We start from the raw sequence: 21873 nt of genomic DNA, 5'->3' as shown, positions 1-21873 counted from the left end.
CCGGCCGCCGCCGCGACCGCGACCGACACGGTCAACGCCCCGGTCGCCGGCCACGTGATCTCCCTCGACGACACCGGCGATCCGGTGTTCGCCTCCCGCGCGCTCGGCGAGGGCGTCGGCATCCAGCCGACCGACTCGACCGTCGTTGCCCCGATCTCCGGCGTGCTGCAGACCGTCGCCGAAACCGGCCACGCGTTCGGCATCAAGTCCGATGACGGCGTCGAAGTGCTCGTGCACGTCGGCATCGACACGGTCAAGATGAACGGCGAGGGCTTCTCCGTCGCCGTGGCCGCCGGACAGCGCGTCAACGCCGGCGACACGCTCGTGACCGTCGACTTTGATAAGGTCAAGGCAGCGGGATACAGCACCACCACCCTGATGACGGTGCTCAATACCGTGGCCCTGGCTGGCGTCACTCCGAAGACGGGAATCGACGTCGCCGCGGGCGACCCGGTGCTCGACATCCAGCACTGAGTCTGGAGGCCGTATAGACAAAAGGGGACGCACTTGAAAGTGCTTCGCGTGTTCAACAACAACGTCGTGCTTGCTTCGGACGGCGCGCAGGAGGTCATCGTCACCGGCAGGGGACTGGGCTTCAAAGCGAAACCGGGGCAGGAGATCGACAGCGCGAAGGTCGTTCGGGTGTTCGTCCCCTCCGACGGGCGGGATCCGGATCATCTGGCAGAACTGCTGTCCAACATCCCGCCCGAAATGATCCGTCTGGTCACCGACGCCATGACGCGCGTGGGCCTCGGCCAGCAGGCCGAATCCAAGCCCACGCTGGTCATGGCGTTGGCCGATCACATCGCCGGCGCGCTCCGCCGGCTCAAGCACGGGGACCAGGTCTCCTATCCGCTCACGGCCGAAGTGCAGTCGCTGTACCCGGCCGAATATGAGCAGGCCGAACGTCTTATCGCCCAGCTCAACGCCGAGCTGAACGGCATCCTGCCCGACGGCGAAACCGTCGCGCTCGCCATGCATCTGGTCAACGCCGGATTCTCGACCGGCGATCTGTCGTACACGTACCAGATGACCGGCATCATCCAGCAGATGATCGCCGTGATCGAACGCTGCTACGGCATCGAACTCGACCAGCACAGCATCAACGTCGGCCGGTTCATCACGCATCTGCGCTACCTGTTCGTGCGCATCAGGCAGCACCAGCAGCTCGACCGCGAGCCCGAGCCGATCATCACGTCGATCGAACAGTCGTATCCCGAGGCGATGAGCTGCGCGTGCGCCGTCGCCGACATCGTGCGCATCCGGCTCGACTCGCCGCTCACGTCAGACGAAATCGCCTATCTTGCGCTGCACATCGCGCGCGTCACGTCCGACGCAAAGGCCGAGCGACGTGCCGCACGCACGGACGCGGCCGCGCGCTGATCGCCGATCGTCGTCATCGATCGTGTTATCGACCGCCGGTCGAGACGCATCGTGCGTCGTGCCGCGCGTCGCATCATGCACGTCACGTGCCGTTAAACGTCACTTGATCGGCGGAATGATGCCCGTCGCCGACAGATCGGGATCCACCTCCGGCACGCGCACGCACAGCGCCTTGCGCTCCACGTCGAAGCGAATATGGCGCGTGACCGGCAGCATATCGCCGTCCACCTGCGCCAGCGCCGGCTTCTCCAACATGATCTCCGCGCTCACGCCCTGAATGTTGTCGATCGACGAATTCGTCGACAGCGGACTCGACCCGGACTTGCCGGTGATCGTCTGGTGCACCACGTCGCCGAACAGGTTCGCCCAGCCGAGAATGCCGCCCGACGTGTCGATGATCTCGAAATCGAGGATGCCGTCGTCGTACGAGGCGTCCGGCATCAGCGAAAAGAACGGGATCTGGCCGCAGTTGCCGGCCATGAACGTGCGAAACGCAAGACCCTTGATCGTGTGCGAGTTGCCGTCCGCGCTGCGGATCGTCACGCTGCCGTGATACTTCGGCGCGAACAGGTTCTTCACACCCGACACGAAATACGCGAGCCAGCTGATGTTCTTCTTCAGTTCGGGATCTGTATCGTCGATCATCAGCGCGTCGAATCCGATGCCCGCGATGATCAGGAACGCGTGGCCGTGATCCGAATCCGGATCGTCGAGCAGCGTGAGCCGGCCCATGTCGACGTGCCGCGAGCCGTGCGACGTGGCCACCGACAGCGCCGCGTCGATGTCGTCGACCGGAATGCCCATGTTGCGGGCGAACAGATTGCCCGTGCCGATCGGAATGATGCCGAGCGCATGGCCCGTGCCCGACACGGCGCTCGCCACCGTGCGCACCGTGCCGTCGCCGCCGACCGCGACGACCACGTCCGCGCCGTGCGCAAGCGCCTCCTTCGCGCACGCGCGGCCGTCCTTGTCGAGTTTCGTTTCGATGAACTCGATTTCGGTCAGGCCCTTGGCTTTGCAGAACTGCTTGATGTGCTTCTTGCGTTCCGCCGCCTGCGGTTTGGACGGGTTGACGATGAACGCGTAGTGCACCTGATCGTCGTTGCGTCGGTCGAGCTGTTCGGCGAGCCGGCGGCGGCGCAGCGCGCGCACGGCAAGGTACGCGGCGGCCGCGATGATGACGATGCCGGCTACGACGGCGAGGACGATGGCGACGATGGTGGCGGTAGGCATGGTTTCCATTGTTCCCGCACCACGCCCGCAATCGCCGCGCGACACGGCGAAACTCGACGATTCCTGCACGTTCGCGCGTTGCTATCGCGGTCGCGCTCTCGTCGGATTCGGGTCTTGCCGCGTGTCGGCTTACGGCGGTAGGCTGGGGCACATGCTTGATATTCAATTCATTCGTGACCATACCGACGTCGTGAAGGAATCGCAGCGCAAGCGCGGCGAATCCGTCGAACTCGTCGACGAAGTGCTCAAGTCCGACGAAACCCGCCGCACCGCCCTCAAGGAATACGAGGAGGCCCGCGCCCAGCAGAAGGAAATCGGCAAGAAGGTCGCCGCCGCGCCCGCCGACGAGAAGGCCGCGCTCATCGCGCAGACTAAGGATCTCGCCGCCAAGGTCGCCGAATACAAGGCCACTGCCGACTCCGCCGCCGAAGAGTACACCACCGCCATGTGGAAGCTCTCCAACATCGTCGAACCGGAAGCTCCGGAAGGCGGCGAGGATGATTACGTCGTCGTCAAGAAGGTCGGCCAGATCCGCGACTTCGCGGCCGAAGGCTTCGAGCCGAAGGACCACCTGACCCTCGGCACCGAGGTCGCGGGCATCGACATGCGCCGCGGCGTCAAGGTCGGCGGCTCCCGCTTCTACTTCCTGCGCGGCGCGGTCGCCCGCATGCAGATCGCCATGCTCACCATGGCCGTCGACCAGGCCGAACAGCACGGCTTCGTGCTCGCCATCACCCCGACGCTGGTCCGCCCCGAAGTCATGCGCGGCACCGGCTTCCTTAACTCGCACGCCGACGAGATCTACCGTCTGCGCGAGCCCGATGACCAGTACCTCGTCGGCACGTCCGAAGTGGCGCTCGCCGGCATGCACGAGAACGAGATCCTCGATCTCGGCAACGGTCCGCTGCGCTACTGCGGCTGGTCGTCCTGCTACCGCCGCGAGGCGGGCGCCGCTGGCAAGGATACTTCCGGCATCATCCGCGTGCACCAGTTCGACAAGGTCGAAATGTTCGTCTACGCGAAGCAGGAGGACTCCTACGCGGAGCACCAGCACCTGCTCGAAATGGAGCAGGAGATGCTCGCTAAGGTCGAGGTGCCGTACCGCATCATCGACACCGCTGCCGGCGACCTCGGTTCCTCCGCCGCCCGCAAGTTCGACTGCGAGGCGTGGGTGCCGACCCAGGGCCGCTACCGCGAGCTCACCTCCACTTCGAACTGCACCGAGTACCAGGCCCGCCGCCTCAACATCCGCGAGCGCACTGCCGACGGCTCCACCCGCCCGGTCTCCACGCTGAACGGCACGCTGGCCACCACCCGCTGGCTTGTCGCGATCCTCGAGAACCACCAGCAGAAGGACGGCTCCATCGAGATCCCGAAGGCCATGCGTCCGTACATGGGCGGCAAGGAAGTCATCGAGCCGACTAAGTGGGAGGCGTGATTTCATCACGCCTGCTGTATCCTGCGTCGCGCACGGCCGCTATCGCTGTGCGCGGCTACGAACAGTCCACTGGACTGTTCGTCACGTGGGAGGCGTGACGTTCGTCACGGGGGAGGCCTGATTTCATCACGGGTTCGCTAACCTGAACCGAAATCCCCGGCAAATGAGCGCACTGCTCATTTGCCGGGGATTTTTTTGTACGTTTGTACGGCGATGATTGCTTGTCGGCTAGACTCGGATCGGAGAGAGATGGATGATTCGCGTACGGATTGTCCGGTTGAGAGAGATATGAGTGATGATATGACATCGAATGACACGCAGAACACGGCCACGGCAAAGACCGTGGGAAAGGCTGCAGACGGAACGTCCGGATTCAACCCGGTAGCCTCAATCATGGGCGTGATCGGACGCTTGCTCATGGTGCCCTGCTCCATGCTGGTGGTGTTTGCCGCGGTCGCCGGCGGCGTGATCGCCTTCACGTTCCTGACGGAGATCGTGCCGAACCTCAACGTATTCGGCAGGACGATGAAGGCGTGGGGCTACAGCACCAACCTGTGGATTAGCCACACGCTGAACCCCATCGCGTACGAGATAGCGAAGGCCGATCCTGACGGCATGTGGAGTCGCCGTTACCTTGAACTCAATCCCAACGGTTCGACGTCGTTCGACGGCGGCGAAATGGGATACGTGATACTGGGGTCGGTGCAGGGCATTCTTCGATTGCTGTGGTGGGCGTTCAGCAAATACGCGATTGTCTGTGTGGTACCGTTCGTCGTGCTGATCTTCCGTCACTGGCGTCGTCCGGTACGCGGGTATCTGGACCTCCTCGTATGGCCCGCGAAAGTCTGGGCCAGACTGGTCACGGGGAGGGCTGGTAAGCTGTTTCTGCTGGGAACGGCGGCGGTGATGCTTGCCGGCGTGCTTGGCGCGGTGTTATGGGGCTTGGCGTTCCTGCTGGCCTATATCGAAACCGGCAGCGGCATGACCGTGTTCAACGGTCTCACCTGGATCGTCGCCGGACCGGTCCGCATACTGCGATGGGGCAACCAGTATGCTTCCGGCATTCGCGGCGCCACCGGAGGCGGTGCGTTCGATCCGATACTGTGGCTGCTCTACGTGGTGCTTTTCCTGGCGATCATTGTGTCCGCATTGGCGATAATCGCGGCAATGATTGACATGGTTGCGTGGGGTTTGCTGTCGCTGCCGGTCACGCTGCCGGTGCTGGGTTATATGTCATCTCATCAGATGATCGGCGACCCGCATACCGTGTTGTGGGGCCTCTTGGAGACATGGGTGGTGCAGTGGCTTGTCGCATCGTTGCTCATTTCTGTCGTGGTATGTCTTGTTCCGTACTATGTCGGTCTGATACTCAGTTTTGACGGAGACGGGGTTGAGCCGGGACCGGCAACATCCGATGGTCCGACGATCGGCCGGTCGGTGCCGGTTCGGTCCGCCGGCGAGGCGTCCGACGACGGTGATTCTCGGATTGATGCTCCCGAGGTTACCGCCGAACCGGTCACTCGGAAGCCGACGCGCGACGAGTGGATCAATGCCACGTGCGATGAATGGTATGGCAAGAACATGCAGCCCTTGGCGGAATTGGAGTCCAAGGTCGGCGACATGCACGGCTGGGTGCGCGCGCAGCGGGACTGGACTCGGTATCCCGACGGCGAATATAAGGGCATGGAACGGGAACGGCAGCAATGGGACGCCTACATGGCCACCGAGGATGGCGCTGCCTACGCGCAATGGTTCGAACATGCGGCCGACATGGTCGACGATGTTGTCCGCGACGCCACCGCAATGGCGTACGCTGGCATCGCCGATCTGCGCGATACCTTGCGGAAAATGTCCGACGGGCATGACGAATGGTTCGCAGGCGAGGCTCCGGACGGGTCCCAGTCCGACGCATCGCCCGACTCGCAGGATGCCGTCGACAATCGCGACCAGCTGGTCGAAGTCGCGTTGTTCACCATGCCGCGGACGTTCGGCTGGATCAAGTCGGGGCAGCCGATCGAATGCGCATCCGCCGTTGCGGACATGATCATCAACGCGGTCGACAATCCTCCGGCGGCCGGTGATCTGCCGGACGTTCGGCTGGCCGACATCATGACGCTCGCTCAGCCCGAAGATCTTCCGGACTACTGCACGGCCATGCGACAGGCGCTGTCCGACATCATATCCGGCAAAGAGTGAGTTCGTGCAACGCGCATCGCGTTTTCTCCATGTTGCGCTACACTGTAACGGTTGACTCGCTGATCGCGCGTCACGCATGGACAGATGTCTGAGCGGTCTAAAGAGACGGTCTTGAAAACCGTTGAGGGGCAACCCTCCGCGAGTTCGAATCTCGCTCTGTCCGCATTCCGGGGTCTGGGCACGTTGCCCGGACCCCTTTTGGCGGATTTTAGTGGTGGTTGCAACACTTGGGGTGTTTGCCGCTCTTGATGGCGGTCTTGGAATGGTGTGATCGTATCATGCGGCGTTGATGAGTTCGAGGATTTTCTCGGATGGTTTTTGGAATCCGAGGGTTTTTCTTGGCCGGTCGTTGAGTTCTGCGGCTACTGTGTCGAGATACTGTTCGGGGTACTCGCTCAGGTCGGTGCCTTTTGGGAAGTACTGGCGCAGGAGTCCGTTCGTGTTCTCGTTCGTGCCGCGCTGCCATGGTGAGTGCGGGTCGCAGAAGTACACTTGCATGTCAAGGGCCGTGGAAACGCGTTGGTGCAGGGCGAGTTCGGATCCCTGGTCCCAGGTCAGCGAGTTGCGCAGGAGTTTCGGTAGTGAGCGCATCTTGCGGATGATGGCCTGCTGGACGTGTTCGGCGTCGTGGCCGTCGGGCAGGTGCAGGAGGATCGTGAACCGGGTTGAGCGTTCCACGAGCGTGCCGATCGCGCTGCGGTTCGCTGTCCCGCAGATCAGATCGCCTTCCCAATGGCCTGGCACGGCCCGGTCCTCGACCTGCGCGGGTCGTTCGCTGATCATGACCATCGGGTCGCGGAACCGGGGTTTCCTCTCGTCTGTGCTCGAGCGTGGCCGGCGTGCGGCCCGTCCGCTGCGCAATGCTTTGGACACGTCCTTTTTCAACTCGCCCTTGGCCTGGACGTAGATGGCCTGGTAGATCGTTTCCGCGCACACGTGCATAGCATCATTATCCGGGAAATCGGTTCTCAGTCTGCCGGCGATTTGCTCGGGACTCCAATGTGCCCGCAACCCGTTGTGGATATAGTCGAGCAGTCCCGGCACCGTGCGTACCTTGACGGGTTTGGGTCGTTTGAGCCTGTCCGCGCTCATCTGCTGGGCTCGATACGGCTCGTACATGCCGGTTGCTGGGTTCGTGTTGCGTGACAATTCGCGGCTGACGGTCGACGCCGGTCGAGCGAGCCTGCGCGCGATTTCGCGCACGCCCATGCCGGCATGCCGCCAGTCGGCGATGCTCATGCGCTCGTCCTGGCTTAAATACCTCGTGCTGATCTTTTTGGGCTTGTCCACGGTGGAACGATACCAGTCCACCAAGGGCTTCTCGTTGCGTCCCGTGGCCCGCGTCCGACCGTTGCGCCACGCCTTCCCCGTTCGCTTCGACACGCCCACCGCGCGAGCGGCCTGCGTGAAGTTCATGCCCGCGTTGAGATACTCAACGTACCGTCCCCGCCGCGCCGCGCACATCTCACGACGCGTCGCGTACGTCACGCCCTCGAACACCCACCTACTCGCGCGCTGCGCGCTCTCGTCTCCCACCTGGCACTCCCATCAATCAGCCAAGCGTTGCAACGATCACTAGAACCCGCCACACGCCCATCATCTTCGGGGGGGGGGCTTAGCCTCCGCCTGACTCGTGTGGTCGACTCCCAAGATTGGGGGCTGGCCGCATGATTCACGTGGAGAACCTGTACCCCAATCCCCTGTTCGTCGGCTCGGAATCCTCGTCCAATGGCGTCAAGATCACGTACGGCGGTGACGGCACACTTACCCTGACCGGCATCGCCAAGGGCGCGAACACGGTGTACTACCAGCACAACGTGTCACTTAACAGTCGGTCCGCCGGAGTGCCGCTGATCCTGCGCGCTACCGTGGTATGCTCCCACACCCCATATCAGGGTTGGCCGTTGATCGCCGTCGTCGACGATACCGGCAAACAGAAGGCAGCTAGCAGCACTACGTCGGGCACTTACACCCTGCAATTCACGCTCCCCGCTGACTGGTTCATGATTCGCTTCCAGGGCAGTGACGTGGTCGATTCGACCACCGTGTTCAGCAACGTGGGCGTGTACCGGCTCGACGACTGGACCGCCATGCAAAAACATGGAATCACCTGGTTCAACTCCACCGACTATCCCCTGTTCAAACAGTAGAAAGGAAAGAAGGCCATGACGACGTGACGGAAACGATTCCCGTGTGGGCGGTGATCCTGACCGCCGTGATCGGGTCGGGAGCCACAGGTACGTTCACCGCGTGGATTCTGCGACGGTTCGAGAAACCCAGCGCGTTGGAACGCGCGATGCGCCTGATCCTGTTCCTTCGATTGGAGGAGATCAACGACCGGCAGGTCGAGGACGGGCACGTGTGCCCCATCCATATCAAAGAGCGAGCCGAGCAGATCTACTCGGCTTATCACGATCTGGGCGGCAACGGTCTCGGCACCCAAATGATCGAGGACATCAGGGACGCGCACATCAAACCCGACCCCCAATAACCCCAACCCAACCAAGGTCCGAACGCAAGTCCGCGTTCGGGCCTTTTTCATGCCCGGAACCGGGCGGAAAGGAGCATGTATGGCGTTAAACGGCATCGACATCGCCAGTTGGCAGTCCGGTATCAATCTCACCAAAGTGCCGTGTGATTTCGTCATCGTCAAAGCCACCGAAGGCGTCGGCTACGTGAACCCCGCATGGAACGCGCAGATGAGTGGCGCGGCGCGAGCCGGCAAGCTGCTCGGCGCCTACCACTACGCCAGCGGAGGGAACGCGATCAAGGAGGCCGACCATTTCCTCAACACGTTCAATCCGTACAAGGGCAAGGCCATCCCCGTGCTCGACTGGGAGTCCGGGGACAACACGGCGTGGGGCGACGGCACATGGGTGCGAGCATGGGTGGAACGAGTCCACAAACGCACCGGCGTCTGGCCGCTCGTCTACGTGCAATCATCCGCGATCAATCAGATACCCGAGGACGTGCGGAAAAACTGCGGTCTGTGGGTCGCCCAATACCCGGACTACAAGCCCACCGGCTACCAGTCGACCCCATGGAACGAGGGAACCTACAGCTGCGCCATGCGCCAGTACACGAGCAGCGGACGACTCGACGGTTGGAACGGCAACCTCGATCTGAACAAGTTCTACGGCGACCGCTCCACATGGCAACGTTACGCCACCGGCGGTAAAACCACCACTACCAGCAAACCCACCACTAATACCAGTCTCATCGAAGGAGTCATCAGCGACATGAAGGCAACCCACATCCTCTTCCAGTACAACGGCGGCATCTGCATCGCCAACATCCTCGCCGGCACGTGGCGCGCATTCAAGACCCCGCAGGATCAGACCGACACGATCAACATGCTCAAACAAGCCGGCGCCAAAGTTGTCGAATGGGGTGCGCTGCGTGGCAAGCCCGGTCAGAACAAGGTTGAGAACTCGGCCGCGTTCGGCATCCGCATCGACAAGTAAGGAGCAACCCATGGTCAAAAACGACGGACACCCCGATATCGACGATCTCATCGACGGCAGCGAGGCCGAAAACCTCATCCATTGGGTCCGCGCCGCGGCGATCCGCGCGATCAAAACCGCCGCTCAATCCGCGGTCGCCGCCATCGGCACCACCACGCTCATCGGCTCGGTTGACTGGCGTGTCATCGCCGGCACCGCCGGACTCGCTGCCATCCTGTCCATTCTCACCAGCGCGGCAGGTATTCCGGAAGTCGACGACGGTCACAACGTCGCATCAATCGTCAATCAGTGAACCTGCTCGGCACTCTAGAGGAAACCGCCCCTCATCCTCCATGATCGGAGGGCGAGGGGCGTTTTTCCATGCCATAATATGTTGACGATGTAAATAGAATATAGTATTATTTACAACGTAAACATTAAAAGGGAGGTGATATCAAAGACAAAAGAACCAAACCGCTTCTTGAGAAGCTCGAGAACCAAGGATGGCGCATCGTGGACAAAACGAAAGGCTGGATGTGCTATCCGCCGGACAAAACCAAACAGGCAGTGATGATACACAAAACACCATCGGACTCACGATGGTACGCAAACTGCATGTCACTCCTGAAACGCAACGGATTCATCGAGTAAGCGGAATGATCACGCTGGTGGTATCGGGAACGGCCATTCCCAATGCCACCAGCTTATCACGAATTCTCAAACGGCCTCCCCATCTCAAGAAAGGTCCCTGAACCGCGAGGCGCGCACCGAGGCCGGCGCGAACTGCGGTAGGAGAAACACATGACGAGCAACAACCGCACTTGGCAGGTGTCGGTGGATATACGTACTCCGATGCCGATCAATGAAGACTTCGCCTTTGACCTCATGGACAGGCTCGGCCGGTATGGCGCATCAGCCGCGCTCGACGCCGACGAAAGAGGACTGAGCGTCGTCCTCTCAATGGACGCCGAAGACACGGCGTCGGCCCTCGAGAAAACCGTCGCCGCAATCCGCGACGACGGTCGCCTCGAAGGGTTCGACGTCGTGGGCGTGTCGATTCGCAGCTGGGATGAAGCCGAACGCGAGACCACCAGCCCGACCTTTCCGAAGGTCGTCGGGTTTGCCGAAATAGCCCGGATAATCGGAGTGACCCGCCAGCGCGCACACGCGTTCCCCAAGATAGACTCCTTCCCCAAGCCCGTGATCGAAACCGCACAGGGGCCCCTGTATTCGGAGGCTGCGGTCAGAACATGGGCCGAAACGCGGGACGCCAGACCCGGACGGCCGAAAATAAACGCCTGACAAGAAAAGCGCCCCGCCAGTCTTCCGCAACGGAGGCCGGCGGGGCGTTTTTTGCGCCGTGTATACTGGTTGCAAAGCAAAATAGAGTGCACTTAGAGTGTACTCGCTGCGAGAAGTCAATGTTTTCAAGCCCTGAGAGGCCATAGTGTTATAAAGCTGATTTATGGCCTTTTGAACAGTGCGCGTCCGCGCGTTGTCCCGCTGCTTCCGCACACTCGCACCAACCGGGGTGACAGCATTATCAGCCATATCGGTCAGAGCTCGACGACCGTGGTGCGACAATAAGGGGCATGGTCATGCATGTCACCGGTTTCGCGCAATCGTTGAAGTCCCTCATGCCGGGGGATGACGCGCGACAATCCATGTCCGCGCGCCGTTGGCTTGCCGTCGGCTGTGCCGTAACGGCGGCGTGCGTGATCGCGGAGACCGTGCTGCGCTGGCCGGCCGGACACCTTCTGTCGTATCTGCTGATTCCGGGGCTGGCGCTAGCGTCGCTGGTCGTGCTGCCGCTTGCTCCGCAGTCCGGCGCGTGGTTGACTGTCACGCTGTACTGCGTCGGTTTGGTGTCGCCGTTCCCGATGTCGTACTCGTATTCGCTGGCGATGCTGATGGCCGTGGCGGTGATCTGGACGGACAGTCGTCTGGCGGCGAGCCTGTCCGCCGCGCTCGGCGTCACCGCGCTGATGGTCGACCGCAAACTGCTGTTCGGCCTCGGTCTGTCCGATTCGGTGGTGGTCTCGTTCGCGTACTGCGTGTTCGCGCTGACGATCGGCGTCGCGTCGCGCTGGAGCGCGGACCGGGCGCGACTGACCGAGCAGGTACGCCGGCAGACAGAGCGCGAGTGTATCGCGATGGTGCTGCACGATCGTATCTCCAACGATCTGGCGTACGCGATCATGCGCATCGATCGCGATCTTACGTCGATCGACGATGCCGGACATCGCACGAGCGACGGCGACGAACGTGACGCCGGCAGTACATGCGGGGCTCACGCTAACGCAACGTCGTTCGACGTCGCGTCCGAACTGCGCGAGCTGCGCACGATCGTCGATCATGCGCTGCACGGCACGCATCAGGTCATCACAACGCTCGACGACACGCCAGCGACGACGTCAACGTCATCGTCACGTTCTTTCGCGCATGATACGGACACGGTCGAACGCATCGTCGCGTGCGTCGACGAGCAGGAGGACCGGCTGCGCGCGCTCGGCTTTGCCGGGCAAACGACGCTACCAGACGTTCTGCCAAGCCTGAGCGACCGCGGGTTCGACGAACTGACCGGACTGCTGTCGGAGATCTACGCGAACATCGCCAAGCACGGTGATCCATCGCGCGGGTACGTGGTGTCGATCGCCGTGGCCGACGACTCGTTCGCTTCCGTGAACCGTCGTGACGGAACCGGACCGGTCATCATCATCACAGCAACGGACGTTCCCCGGCGGCGCGGCACGGCCGACGGGCTGAACGGGCTGGGCAGCGGACTGGAACGGTACCGACGCATGGGCGTCGACGTGGAAACCCATGTTGAGGATGGTCAGTGGGTGCTGTCGGCGCGTCTCGAAGCCAAGTAGATGCGGATCGCCTCAGCGCGTGTGGCCGCTTTCAGCTTGGACTTGGCATGGCCGACGACCACGAACACAGTGGACGGCTTGATGCCGAGCTCACGCGCGATTTCGTCGGTGGAACGGTTCGCCGCGTACCGATCCAGCACTTGCCGCTCACGCTCCGACAAGACTTCGGCCGGCTGCGAGGCGAAGACGACGGACCGATGCGCCGCGGCCGCGTCCGTGAACCCCTCCCCGATGACGCCACCATCAGCCACGATGCTTATGGCTTCGACCAGTTCACGCGGCGTCGAACTTTTGGGAATGATACCCTGCGCGCCCGCGTCGATCGCAGCTTGGCGGTAGTGATCGAGCGCATACGAGGTGATGCCCAAAATCGGCGGGCGATCCGACGCCATGCGGATGCGCCGGCAAACTTCAACGCCGTCGACGTCGGTGAGCGACATGTCCAGCAGCAGCACGTCAGGTACGGCGGACCTGTCATACAGGCAATGGTGCAATGCCTGCGCGCCCGATTCAACCGCCCAGACCACGCGGGAACCGGGCATCGCGCGGCCCACGGTCTGCGTGAGCATGGTCAGTGCGAAACGGTCGTTGTCCACTATGCCGATCGAAGTCATACCGGTATTCTTGCACGGACGACGCGCATCCTACGGCAGGCAAGCCGGCCCGCGAAACGCGTCGCGAAACATGCGGCCGAATGCCATGCGGAAACCTTGCCGTCAGTCGAAGTCCTTGGGACTGATGACGGCAAGCAGGTCGGCTTCATGCAGCTGCCACTGGCTGAACGGCTTGTCGGAGCCGAAGATCGCAACCGACGCGGTCGACATGCCCAAATTGAGCAGGTCGATGGTCGCCGGATCGGATTCCGCGGAGGCGAGCCACTGGCTGGCGATCGACACAGTTGGTTCGTGGCCGAGCACCATGAGCACGCGATGCTTGTCCTTGGTGTGGGCGAGCTCGTCGAGCACGGCCTGCATGCCGCCGTCGTACAGGCTCTGCCGGTAGTCAACCTTCGGACCGTCGCCGAAGGTCTTGAGCATTTTCTCGCAGGTCTGCTGCGTGCGCAGCGCGGCCGAACAGGCGATGCGGTCAGGAACGAGCTTCATGTCGAGCAACCCTTTGGCCACTGCCTTCGCCTGCTTGAGGCCCTTGTCGGCGAGCGGGCGATCCCGGTCACCGTTGACGCCGAACGGCTCGGCCTTTGCATGGCGCATGATGATGAGGATGTGCTGGTAGACTTTCGCTTTCTTCGCTGCCTTGCCCGGTTTGACGGCCATTCGTCCCTCTTTCGATCTCAATCGATACGATTCAAAACTGCCCTATATTATGGCCGATGAAAGTGAACTTTCGGACCGCGTGTTGTGCGCGCGGCACCATCGCCGACGGGGACGGGCTCGTGAAAACCAGTCGTGGAGCGGCTTTCACGAGCCAGGGAATTTGGAATGAAGGCTCAGGAAAGATGGCCGACCTGCGTGTCGAGATCGCGCAGCACCTTGCGCAGCTTGCGGTCGGAAATATCGCGCAGTTCGAGATCCTCCAGCTGCGCGGCGCGCTCCTCATCCGTGAGCGAGTCGATGTCGGTGGTCGTGTCCTTGGTGACGCGGTCACGCTTCTTGAGCGCCGCGAACCCCTCCGCCATCGCGCGCGAGACGACGAGGAACCCGGTATGGCCAATCATCTGATGGTCGGGGCGCACGGCGAGTCCCTGCGCCTTCCAGCTGCGCTCCAGCGTCTCCTGGATGTCCGGTTCGGTCCAGCGGCCGGCGTCGCGCAGCGCCTCGACCAGACGCGACATCTGCGTGGTCGTGGTGATGTAGCAGACGAGCACGCCGCCGGGCGCGATCACGCGGTACGCCTGTTCGAGCCGGTTCCACGGGTCGAGCATGTCGAGCATGATGCGGTCGTATTCGTGCTCCGGCAAGGTTGCGGCGACCGAGTCGAAGTCGCCAGTCTTCAGATCCCACCACGCCGGCTTCTCGCCGTAATACAGGGTTGCGTTCGCCTCGGCCACGCGCGCGAAGTCGGGGCGCAACTCGATCGTGGTCAGGTGGCCGGTCTCCCCCACCGCGTCGAGCAGGTTGACGCTCATCGCACCCGAGCCGGCGCCCGACTCGAGCACGTGCAGGCCTTTGCGGATGTCGCCGAGCTGGATGACCTGCGCGATGTCCTTCGGATACATGATCTGCGCGCCGCGCGGCATCGACAGCACATAGTCGGCCAGCCGCGGGCGCATGACCGCATAGTCCCAGCCGCCGATCGCGCGCGCGGCCTTCCACGGCTTGTTGGCGTCGCGTTCGGGATGCACCTGGTTGACCTGCGCCTCGCGTTTCGCGGTGACGGTGGTCACGACGATGCCTTCCGTGCGGCCGATCACGTCGTCATGGAGAATCAGGCCGTGCTCGGTCTGCGTGGAGCCGCCGGCGACCAACTGGTCGGTGATCTTCTTGCCCTTACGGTCGGTGAACTGCACCTTCTCGCCGGCCCTGAGCGCCCCGCGACGTTCCTGCATGACTGTCTCTCCTTATGATTCTGATCGACCTTGTGAGGAAGATACCAATATATCCGGTTCCCGGGATTGCGCCGAACCATCCCGGAACCGGGAATCTCACATTTCCCAACAACCGAACATGACGATTCGGCATATCCCCGCGCTTCTCCGTCAAAAAGCGAACATCACCCGGTTCCCGGGATTTTCCGACAATAATCCCGGGAACCGTGACGCCCATTCACTTACTCAGGTCAACCCTCTGATAGGTCACGGAGAACTCCTTGGCACGCCGCAACGACTGCTGCCGTGTGAGCGGGTTGAGCCAGTCAAAGCTGTACGGCTGATAGATATCAAGCCCGCGGCCGGGGATGACGCGCCATCCCGTATCGGTGACGATGGAACGATCGTGCCCGGAGTCGCTGAATTCATATGTGAAAACGATGCCCAGCTCCCCGAACTCGGCCTGCACGGCATTCAGGTCTTCGATCTGCTGATCAAGGAATTGCGGCTCGGTGCGTCCCGTGACCAAGTGCACTTGTACTTCGTCCCCTCGATCGGTGTAGTTGAGCACGGTTTCCAGGAATTCGGCAAGATTGCGTATCTGATAAGGCATTCGGATGTACTGGTCCTTCAGCGTGATGCGCTTTGCGCCGGCTACATACGCGCCGAACAGTTTGTTGTACGTGATGCCCCGTTGGTTTTCGACAAATTCAAGATGGCCCTCACGAGCCGCTGCGGCGGCTCGTTCGATGCGCGACAAAACAGGCTTCTTCGCCGCAGTTACGGACTGGATGGAAGAATCTCCCGCAGGCTGGGTTTGGCCATCCGTTGCGGATGGAATCGACCTAGCGTCCACAACGTTGGAGACAGGATCGGCAACGGCGACCGTCGCCGGCATGCCCGGCATCGCGGTATTCTCCGCAGCCGCAACGTCGTCACGCCCGTTTCCATCCCGCCAATACAGCTCCGGGTAGTCGTCCTCTTCGAGCGTATGCACGGCGACGGGTTCCACGGAGCCGACCCGGGTGTAGCTGAAGTCGACCTCGGCCATCGTCGAGTCGATGCGGCACAGCTGGTCCTTGACGCGTTTGCGTCCCTCGATGGCGCAGCGCAGCAACGGTTCCATCTCGCTCATCGTCGCATCGCCGGACGGGTAGATGAGTTTCATCAGTCCGGAGAAAGTCTTGCGCACGCCATCCTTGTCTCGCGTGGACAGCGACGGCGACAGCGTGAAGTACCGTTCGAACGCGGACCCATAATCCACATTGCGCAGGTTGTGCAGGATCTCGGCCAAATAATCGACCACAAACCCATATCCGGAGGTGAACATCTCACTGCGGATCTGCTCGAACTCCCATCCAGGCAAATAGTAGTGGATGCGGTCAAGGAAGGCCGGGTCATGGTATTGGATGGGCAATTCCTCGAACAGGTCGGTGTTCTTAAGCATGTACGGCACGTTGTGCGACGTGTTGCCCACGAACACCATGGACGCCTCCGCTTGCATGGTGTTGCGGCCGCGCGAGAACGACTTGTTCGCCATGTAGTTCTTCATGATGTCCACGAGCGCACGATCAGCCTTCTTGGTTTTGCCGGCGAACTCGTCGAACGCGACCGTGTCCCAGAAGCCGACCAGGCCGATCTGCCCGGTCGTGTTGTTGACGAACAGTTTCGCCGCGGTCACCTCACCGCCGGAGATGAGCATACCGTGCGGCGAAAACTCGGAATAGATGTGCGACTTGCCGGTGCCTTTCGGACCGAGTTCGATCAGGTTGTAGTTGCGCTCCACGAACGGGATCATGCGCACCAAATGCAGCAGTTTGGCGCGATCCGAGAACTGCGACGGGTTGAATCCGACCGACTGCATGAGCAGGTCGATCCATTCGTCGGCCGTGAACCGCGAGCGCATCGCGAAATAGTTTTCCCGATCGTCGCGTGACATCTGCACGGGCATGAGCCGGTGCAGCCGCCACGGCACGTCCTTGGGGTCGCCCGAGTAGGCGTAGACCAACGTGCACATGCACCAGATGCCGGTGACCATGAGCTTGGGATTATTTCGAACGGTTTGCGAATCGACGACGACCCGGCTGATGCCGAGGTTTTCGAATGTGGCCTCGTATTGGTCGAGTTTTTCGTTGAGCGTGACCTGTACTTTGTCGATGACTTGGTAACGGCCTTTTTCGCGGATCTTCGACTGGATGAGGTTGGCTTCTTCGCGGTGCACGTAGTTGTCCGCGAGGATGGCTCGCACGCGTTCCACGCCGGCCTGTACGCTGTTCGCGTCGGTGGTGGTCGCGTATTTGCCGAGTAGATACTCCAGCACGTACGAGGGGACGAGCGCGTTGCCTTTGACTTTGCTGACGAGATCCTTGCGTACCGTGTAGCCGGAGAATTCAGCGGTCACTTTGCGGTCCAGCTCGCTCATCGGCGGAACGCTGCCTTGTTCGGCCGGCGTGTTGTCCGCCGCATGCTCTTCGTTGGTCATGGTTCCTACCTTACCCGTCTGTCGTTGCTCAAGTTGTCTGGCCTCGTGTCAGAAGTCGAAACCGTCGTCGATCACGAGTCCGCGTTGGAGCCGGTATTCCGCCTTCTTGGTGTCAAGTCTGCGCGTCTGGTTGGAGCCGGCAATCCGCTCGCTCAATCGCAGTTCGATGACGGTGTTGTTGAACCGGTCCGCATCCGTGGTCAGCAGGAACGTGGCTGGAACGTGACGTTCGGCCGGATCTTTGGATGTGGACGCGAAAGCGAGCGGCACTTCGTTGGAGATCAGCGTGGCATGGCCGTTTGATTCCACGCCCCATAGTCCGGCGAGCACGGTGCGTTCGGATATCTTGCCGCCCACCGGTTCGGTCTGCAGGAAGTCGACGGTGATCTGCCCGGTGGTGATGCGGTCGGTGTTCTGCAGGATGCGGAATTCCACTTGCCGTGCGTCTCCGGAGGCGGAACGGCCTTTGTTGATGTGTATGATCGGCACCACGATTTCCGGCAGTGCGGCGCCGCCGTGCGCGTATCGTGCGCCGTCGCCTTGGATGCGCAGCCGATGGATGCCGTTGGGAATCTGTATGGTCACGTGCTCGTTGTTCGGGTCGGCCAGTCCGACCTGTGCGGCGGAGAACGTGACGAACGACGGTTTGTTCGCAAGGTCGGAGCCGATGACGAACCGCCGCTTCTTCTGCCAGATCACGTCGCCGGATGGGGTTTCGCTCAGCCATTCGGCGTCGGTCACGTCATGGTCCTGGTAGAGGAAGCCGTGGTCGGCGGTGACGATCATGTTGGTCACGTTCGCGTTGGCTAGTCGCTTGACGATGCCGTCCAGATCATCGAGCGCGCGCTCGCATGCGCCGAATACGTCCGATGCGCTTGCGGCCTTGTCTCCGGTCGCGTCGATGACGTTGTGGTAGACGTAGAGCATGTTGCAGGATTTGACCAGTTCGCGGTATTCGTCCCGTTTCATGTTCATCAGCGTTTCCGCGTCCACTGCGGTGCCGTTCACTGCGGAAAGAATCAAGTTCCGCGCGACCGTGCCCTTGGTGGATTGGCCGTCCGCGAGCACGGAGTAGTGGTCAGCCGGGTCCAATGCGAGCATCGTGTGCGGCAGCAGCGCGGCCATGCCCAGTTGCGTGTATGAGGGCAGCACGCCCAGTTGCGCGTCCATCGTGGCGTTCCAGCGGCTTTGCGAAGTCAGCCGTTCGCGGAATTCCGCGGCCACGTCATAGCGTAGCGCGTCGGAGATGATGACGGCGATCTTCTTGCCGGCGTCTGTTGTTTTCTTGACGTTGCGTGCGTAGAAGTCGGTTTGCGAAGGGACGTCGTCGATCGACCAGTCGGCCATCGTGTTGACCTGCGACTGCCATGCCATGCCGAGATCGGCCTGATAACGCGCATATTCCTGTTCGAGGCTTTCCGCGACCATTCTGCCGCTGAACGGCCGGCTGCTCGCTTTCCATGCGGCGACGAACCGACGATAACAGCCGTCGACGCGATACAGGTCGTCGGTGTAGATCCTGAATCCGGCTTGCGCTGACGTGATGGACGACATGACGGGCCGGACCGCGCGCAGTTGCGCCCGCAATGCGCTGGCGGCGGCGATGACGGCATAATCCTTGGCGAAATCGTCATGCCACAGGCCGTATTGGCGGGATGCGACGATGCGTTGCACATCATCATCGGTGATGCTCTCATTACCGAGGTCCGCGTACAGCAGTTCCACGAGCTGCTCGTCGACTTCGCGGAAAACACCGCGCGACGTCAGCTCGTCCAATCCCATGCGGGCGATATCGTGGTCAATCGACAGGTCGGAGAACACGTCCTCGGCCAAGGTCCGCATCACCGGCGCGAACCGTGGATCGTTGCGCCACATGTCGAAGTCGCGGCGGATGTTCGCATAATAGTCGGCACCATGTTCGGCGTCGCTGAATCCGTTCCATGCCAGGCGGAACAGCCAGAGCGCGAAGTCCTTCACCATGGGATGCGCCAGCTCGTTTGCAGAATCGAACCGGTAGATGCCGCGCGTGCCGGTCCAGTGGTAGTCGAGCAGTCCCATCGCCTTGATACGTTCGATGCCGTCCTCGTCACCCTGCGCGTATTGTTCGAGCAACTTGCGCCAGATCGATTGCAGACTGTGCTCCCCCGCCGGCAAACTCAAGAGCACGGCGATCATCTTCGCCTGGAAATCGCGTTCGTCATCGTTGGCATGCAAACGGCTTGCCAGCGATTCGACCAGTTCGTCGTCCTCGAAGAACGGTTTGGTGCGCTGCATGATAGCGAGCCACGTATCGCGAGTGATGGCGGATGCTTCGCGCGGGAACAGTTCATTGACGATCATCGACAGCTTGTCGGCGGTGAACAGCGGACCGTATGCCAGTTCGAGATCCAACAGCCAGTTGTCTTCGTCTTTGGGCAGTTTGCCAGTCAGATACACGAGGAACTTCGCGGTCGGCTGTTCGATGAGCATGCGATGCTTCAACGCGAACGGATTGCGTTCCAGGCGTACGACCTGAACGTCACGCAACGTCTCGTCGGCCGCATCCGGCCCGGCGACATCGTCCAGCTGATCCGCGAACTCACCTCGTTCGTCATGCCAGAACACGATGCGCCCAGCGCTGTACGGCGTCCCGTCGAATACCGCGAACCGGGACGCCAACAATCGTCCGATCTGCATGCCGCCGCTCATGCGAGTTCCTTTCGCCGTTATGATCGAGTGTCGAATATGGTCGACACTGTACTGGGTTTTACACGAAGGTTTCGAATATAGTCGAAACTCCATTGGCTTTTCTTGAGATGTGTCGAGTATGGTCGACACATCTCAATCGCGATTCTCGTTCGCCGCAGTCGCCTCTGCCGGTACATACCGCGTGGAGCGTGCAGCACCGATACGCTGCAGTATTCCGCGGTTCACTAGGCCAGCGAGAATCTTCTGGGTCTGACGTTCCTGAAGATTCAACACATTCTTCGCTACCACGGATGTGATTCCGCCGTTGGCCTGTGCATAGTGGATCACTGCGCGTTCATCATCGGTCAGGCTGGTAGTATCCCGCACTCCAGACGCAGTATCCCGCACCGTTTCGGTAGTATCCCGCACTCCAGACGCAGTATCCCGCACCGTTTCGGTAGTATCCCGCACTCCAGACGCAGTATCTGACGCTAGAGCATCAACTTGACGGTAAATGTTGATGCGTAGGTCGGTGTCGCCGCCGAGGAATTCCGGTTCGCGCAGACCGGCCTCGCGCACTTCTTCGATGATGCGAGGAATGCCGCTGCCCCAGTGTTCGATGAGCCGCATGTAGGAGAACGCCGCCGCTAACGCCTCGTTACGGATCTTCGAATAGCCTTCCTTCATGCGTGCGATGGTCTGGCCCATCGGAAGCCGCCCGGGAGACGTGATTTCGAGTCGGTCGTCGTAGATCGCGATCTGGATGCTGGAATGATCGATGTAGCTGCGGTGCACGACGGCGTTGACGATGAGTTCGCGAATCGCATCCGGTGGAATCTCGTACACATCCTGCCGGTACACGCCCTCGAATCGTGCACCCATGTGAATATTGCGTAGCACGTACTGGTATGCCTGTTCGACGAGTTCCCATGGCGCGCCGGTGAACTCACGGCGGTCAACAAACACGGCTTTGGTGGAGCCTTTGAACACACCGCATTGCACGACGGAACGCACCGGACCGTTGATGCCAGCCAGAATCGCGTACGCGTTCGTCGGCTTAAACTCGCCATCACGTTCGACCAGTACGCCCCATGAGAGCAACTGCTTGGCAGTCACCGGCTTGATCGAGTCGGCATCATGCTTCGCGTTGGACTTGGCAACCTCAGTCATTGTGTCGCATAGCTTGGCGATATCCTCGTCGGTTGCTTCCAGTCCGAGACACACGGTTTGGTCGAAGCTGCGATTGCTGCCTTCGAACAACAGTTCCTTAATGGTCGCCGCGTCGGCTTGTCGCGTAGTGCCGGCAACGCGTACAAACGTACCTTGGTCACGCCCCATTGACTTGATGTGGTACGGCCGCTGCGCGCCTGGCAGAATTTCGGCGACGATCACCGTTTTGCCGCCAATGTCACGCATGGAGATGTCCGGAATGATCAATGGTTCGCAACTATCGGCGATGGCGTTGGAGATGGCGTCCATGATGGTGAACACCTGATCGTCCGGCACGCCGACCACGTTCAGCGTCTGATCCTCGATGCCGAACACGATGCGCCCGCCCTCGTCATTGGCAAACGCCACCGCCGTCTTCACATACTTGATGCTCCGATCCGGCAACGCCACCTTATACTCAACATTCTTGGATTCGCCCTGAATTGACCACATACAAATGAACT

18 protein-coding genes and 1 tRNA gene are annotated in these 21873 nt (G+C 61.3%); 11 read left to right on the top strand and 8 right to left on the bottom strand.

All coding sequences use genetic code 11. The annotated features are described in order from the left end of the window. The coding region (locus BBIA_RS03475; protein ID WP_035137998.1) for a PTS sugar transporter subunit IIA at positions 1-474 on the top strand (474 nt) is incomplete at its 5' end. A gap of 33 nt (positions 475-507) precedes the next feature. Then, the gene (locus tag BBIA_RS03470) at positions 508-1383 is read left to right on the top strand and encodes a PRD domain-containing protein (protein WP_051923726.1); all 876 of its coding nucleotides are present in this window, start codon (positions 508-510) and stop codon (positions 1381-1383) included. A gap of 99 nt (positions 1384-1482) precedes the next feature. Here the strand turns inward: BBIA_RS03470 and BBIA_RS03465 are convergent, their stop codons facing one another. Beyond that, positions 1483-2625, bottom strand: coding sequence for a diacylglycerol/lipid kinase family protein (locus BBIA_RS03465; RefSeq protein WP_051923725.1), 1143 nt, complete (start codon positions 2623-2625; stop codon positions 1483-1485). Between the two features lie 142 nt (positions 2626-2767). Between BBIA_RS03465 and serS the strand changes: the two genes are divergently transcribed. The 3 genes from serS to BBIA_RS03450 all read left to right on the top strand — a co-directional run bounded on the left by serS (position 2768) and on the right by BBIA_RS03450 (position 6413). After that, entirely contained in the window at positions 2768-4054 is a 1287-nt protein-coding gene (serS, locus tag BBIA_RS03460; RefSeq protein ID WP_033494003.1) for a serine--tRNA ligase, read from the top strand. A gap of 300 nt (positions 4055-4354) precedes the next feature. Beyond that, positions 4355-6250: a hypothetical protein gene (locus BBIA_RS03455; protein ID WP_033494005.1), complete on the top strand. Its 1896-nt coding sequence runs from the start codon at positions 4355-4357 to the stop codon at positions 6248-6250. 78 nt (positions 6251-6328) lie between these two features. Further along, a tRNA-Ser gene (locus tag BBIA_RS03450) sits at positions 6329-6413 on the top strand. Positions 6414-6526: 113 nt separating this feature from the next. Here the strand turns inward: BBIA_RS03450 and BBIA_RS03445 are convergent. Continuing rightward, entirely contained in the window at positions 6527-7714 is a 1188-nt protein-coding gene (locus BBIA_RS03445; RefSeq protein ID WP_238548422.1) for an IS30 family transposase, read from the bottom strand. A gap of 203 nt (positions 7715-7917) precedes the next feature. Between BBIA_RS03445 and BBIA_RS03440 the strand changes: the two genes are divergently transcribed. The 6 genes from BBIA_RS03440 (at position 7918) to BBIA_RS14775 (ending at position 12566) form a co-directional block, all read left to right on the top strand. Continuing rightward, positions 7918-8400 (top strand): hypothetical protein, encoded by a 483-nt coding sequence (locus tag BBIA_RS03440; RefSeq protein ID WP_035137987.1) that lies wholly within the window; start codon positions 7918-7920, stop codon positions 8398-8400. A 23-nt stretch (positions 8401-8423) separates the two neighbouring features. Continuing rightward, a complete protein-coding gene (locus BBIA_RS03435) occupies positions 8424-8741 on the top strand; it encodes a hypothetical protein (protein ID WP_051923724.1) in 318 nt (105 codons plus the stop codon). A 79-nt stretch (positions 8742-8820) separates the two neighbouring features. Further along, positions 8821-9714 carry a GH25 family lysozyme gene (locus BBIA_RS03430; RefSeq protein ID WP_051923723.1) on the top strand — a complete coding sequence of 298 codons (894 nt, stop codon included), beginning with the start codon at positions 8821-8823 and terminating at the stop codon, positions 9712-9714. Positions 9715-9724: 10 nt separating this feature from the next. Next, positions 9725-10006: a holin gene (locus BBIA_RS03425; RefSeq protein WP_081891929.1), complete on the top strand. Its 282-nt coding sequence runs from the start codon at positions 9725-9727 to the stop codon at positions 10004-10006. Positions 10007-10494: 488 nt separating this feature from the next. Beyond that, positions 10495-10995, top strand: a complete 501-nt coding sequence (locus tag BBIA_RS03415) for a hypothetical protein (protein WP_033496747.1) — start codon at positions 10495-10497, stop codon at positions 10993-10995. Positions 10996-11285: 290 nt separating this feature from the next. Further along, entirely contained in the window at positions 11286-12566 is a 1281-nt protein-coding gene (locus BBIA_RS14775; RefSeq protein ID WP_156103662.1) for a sensor histidine kinase, read from the top strand. Here BBIA_RS14775 and BBIA_RS03405 read toward each other — a convergent pair. The 6 genes from BBIA_RS03405 to BBIA_RS03380 all read right to left on the bottom strand — a co-directional run bounded on the left by BBIA_RS03405 (position 12530) and on the right by BBIA_RS03380 (position 21862). Next, positions 12530-13180, bottom strand: coding sequence for a response regulator (locus BBIA_RS03405; protein ID WP_081891923.1), 651 nt, complete (start codon positions 13178-13180; stop codon positions 12530-12532). The two genes, BBIA_RS14775 and BBIA_RS03405, sit on opposite strands and share 37 nt — an antisense overlap. Positions 13181-13282: 102 nt before the next feature. Continuing rightward, a complete protein-coding gene (locus BBIA_RS03400) occupies positions 13283-13840 on the bottom strand; it encodes a SixA phosphatase family protein (protein WP_033494221.1) in 558 nt (185 codons plus the stop codon). 173 nt (positions 13841-14013) lie between these two features. After that, the gene (locus tag BBIA_RS03395) at positions 14014-15072 is read right to left on the bottom strand and encodes a tRNA (adenine-N1)-methyltransferase (RefSeq protein ID WP_033494223.1); all 1059 of its coding nucleotides are present in this window, start codon (positions 15070-15072) and stop codon (positions 14014-14016) included. Between the two features lie 217 nt (positions 15073-15289). Then, the gene (brxL, locus tag BBIA_RS03390) at positions 15290-17533 is read right to left on the bottom strand and encodes a BREX system Lon protease-like protein BrxL (protein WP_202962027.1); all 2244 of its coding nucleotides are present in this window, start codon (positions 17531-17533) and stop codon (positions 15290-15292) included. A gap of 48 nt (positions 17534-17581) precedes the next feature. Beyond that, positions 17582-20221 (bottom strand): BREX-1 system phosphatase PglZ type A, encoded by a 2640-nt coding sequence (gene pglZ, locus BBIA_RS03385; protein WP_033494225.1) that lies wholly within the window; start codon positions 20219-20221, stop codon positions 17582-17584. A gap of 132 nt (positions 20222-20353) precedes the next feature. Further along, positions 20354-21862 (bottom strand): ATP-binding protein, encoded by a 1509-nt coding sequence (locus BBIA_RS03380; protein ID WP_033494227.1) that lies wholly within the window; start codon positions 21860-21862, stop codon positions 20354-20356. Positions 21863-21873: the final 11 nt, after the last annotated feature.

Source organism: Bifidobacterium biavatii DSM 23969 (assembly GCF_000741165.1).
GTDB classification, from domain to species: Bacteria; Actinomycetota; Actinomycetes; order Actinomycetales; family Bifidobacteriaceae; genus Bifidobacterium; species Bifidobacterium biavatii.
The sequence above is the reverse complement of the archived record's forward strand: the minus strand, read 5'-3'. Positions and strand labels throughout refer to the sequence as shown.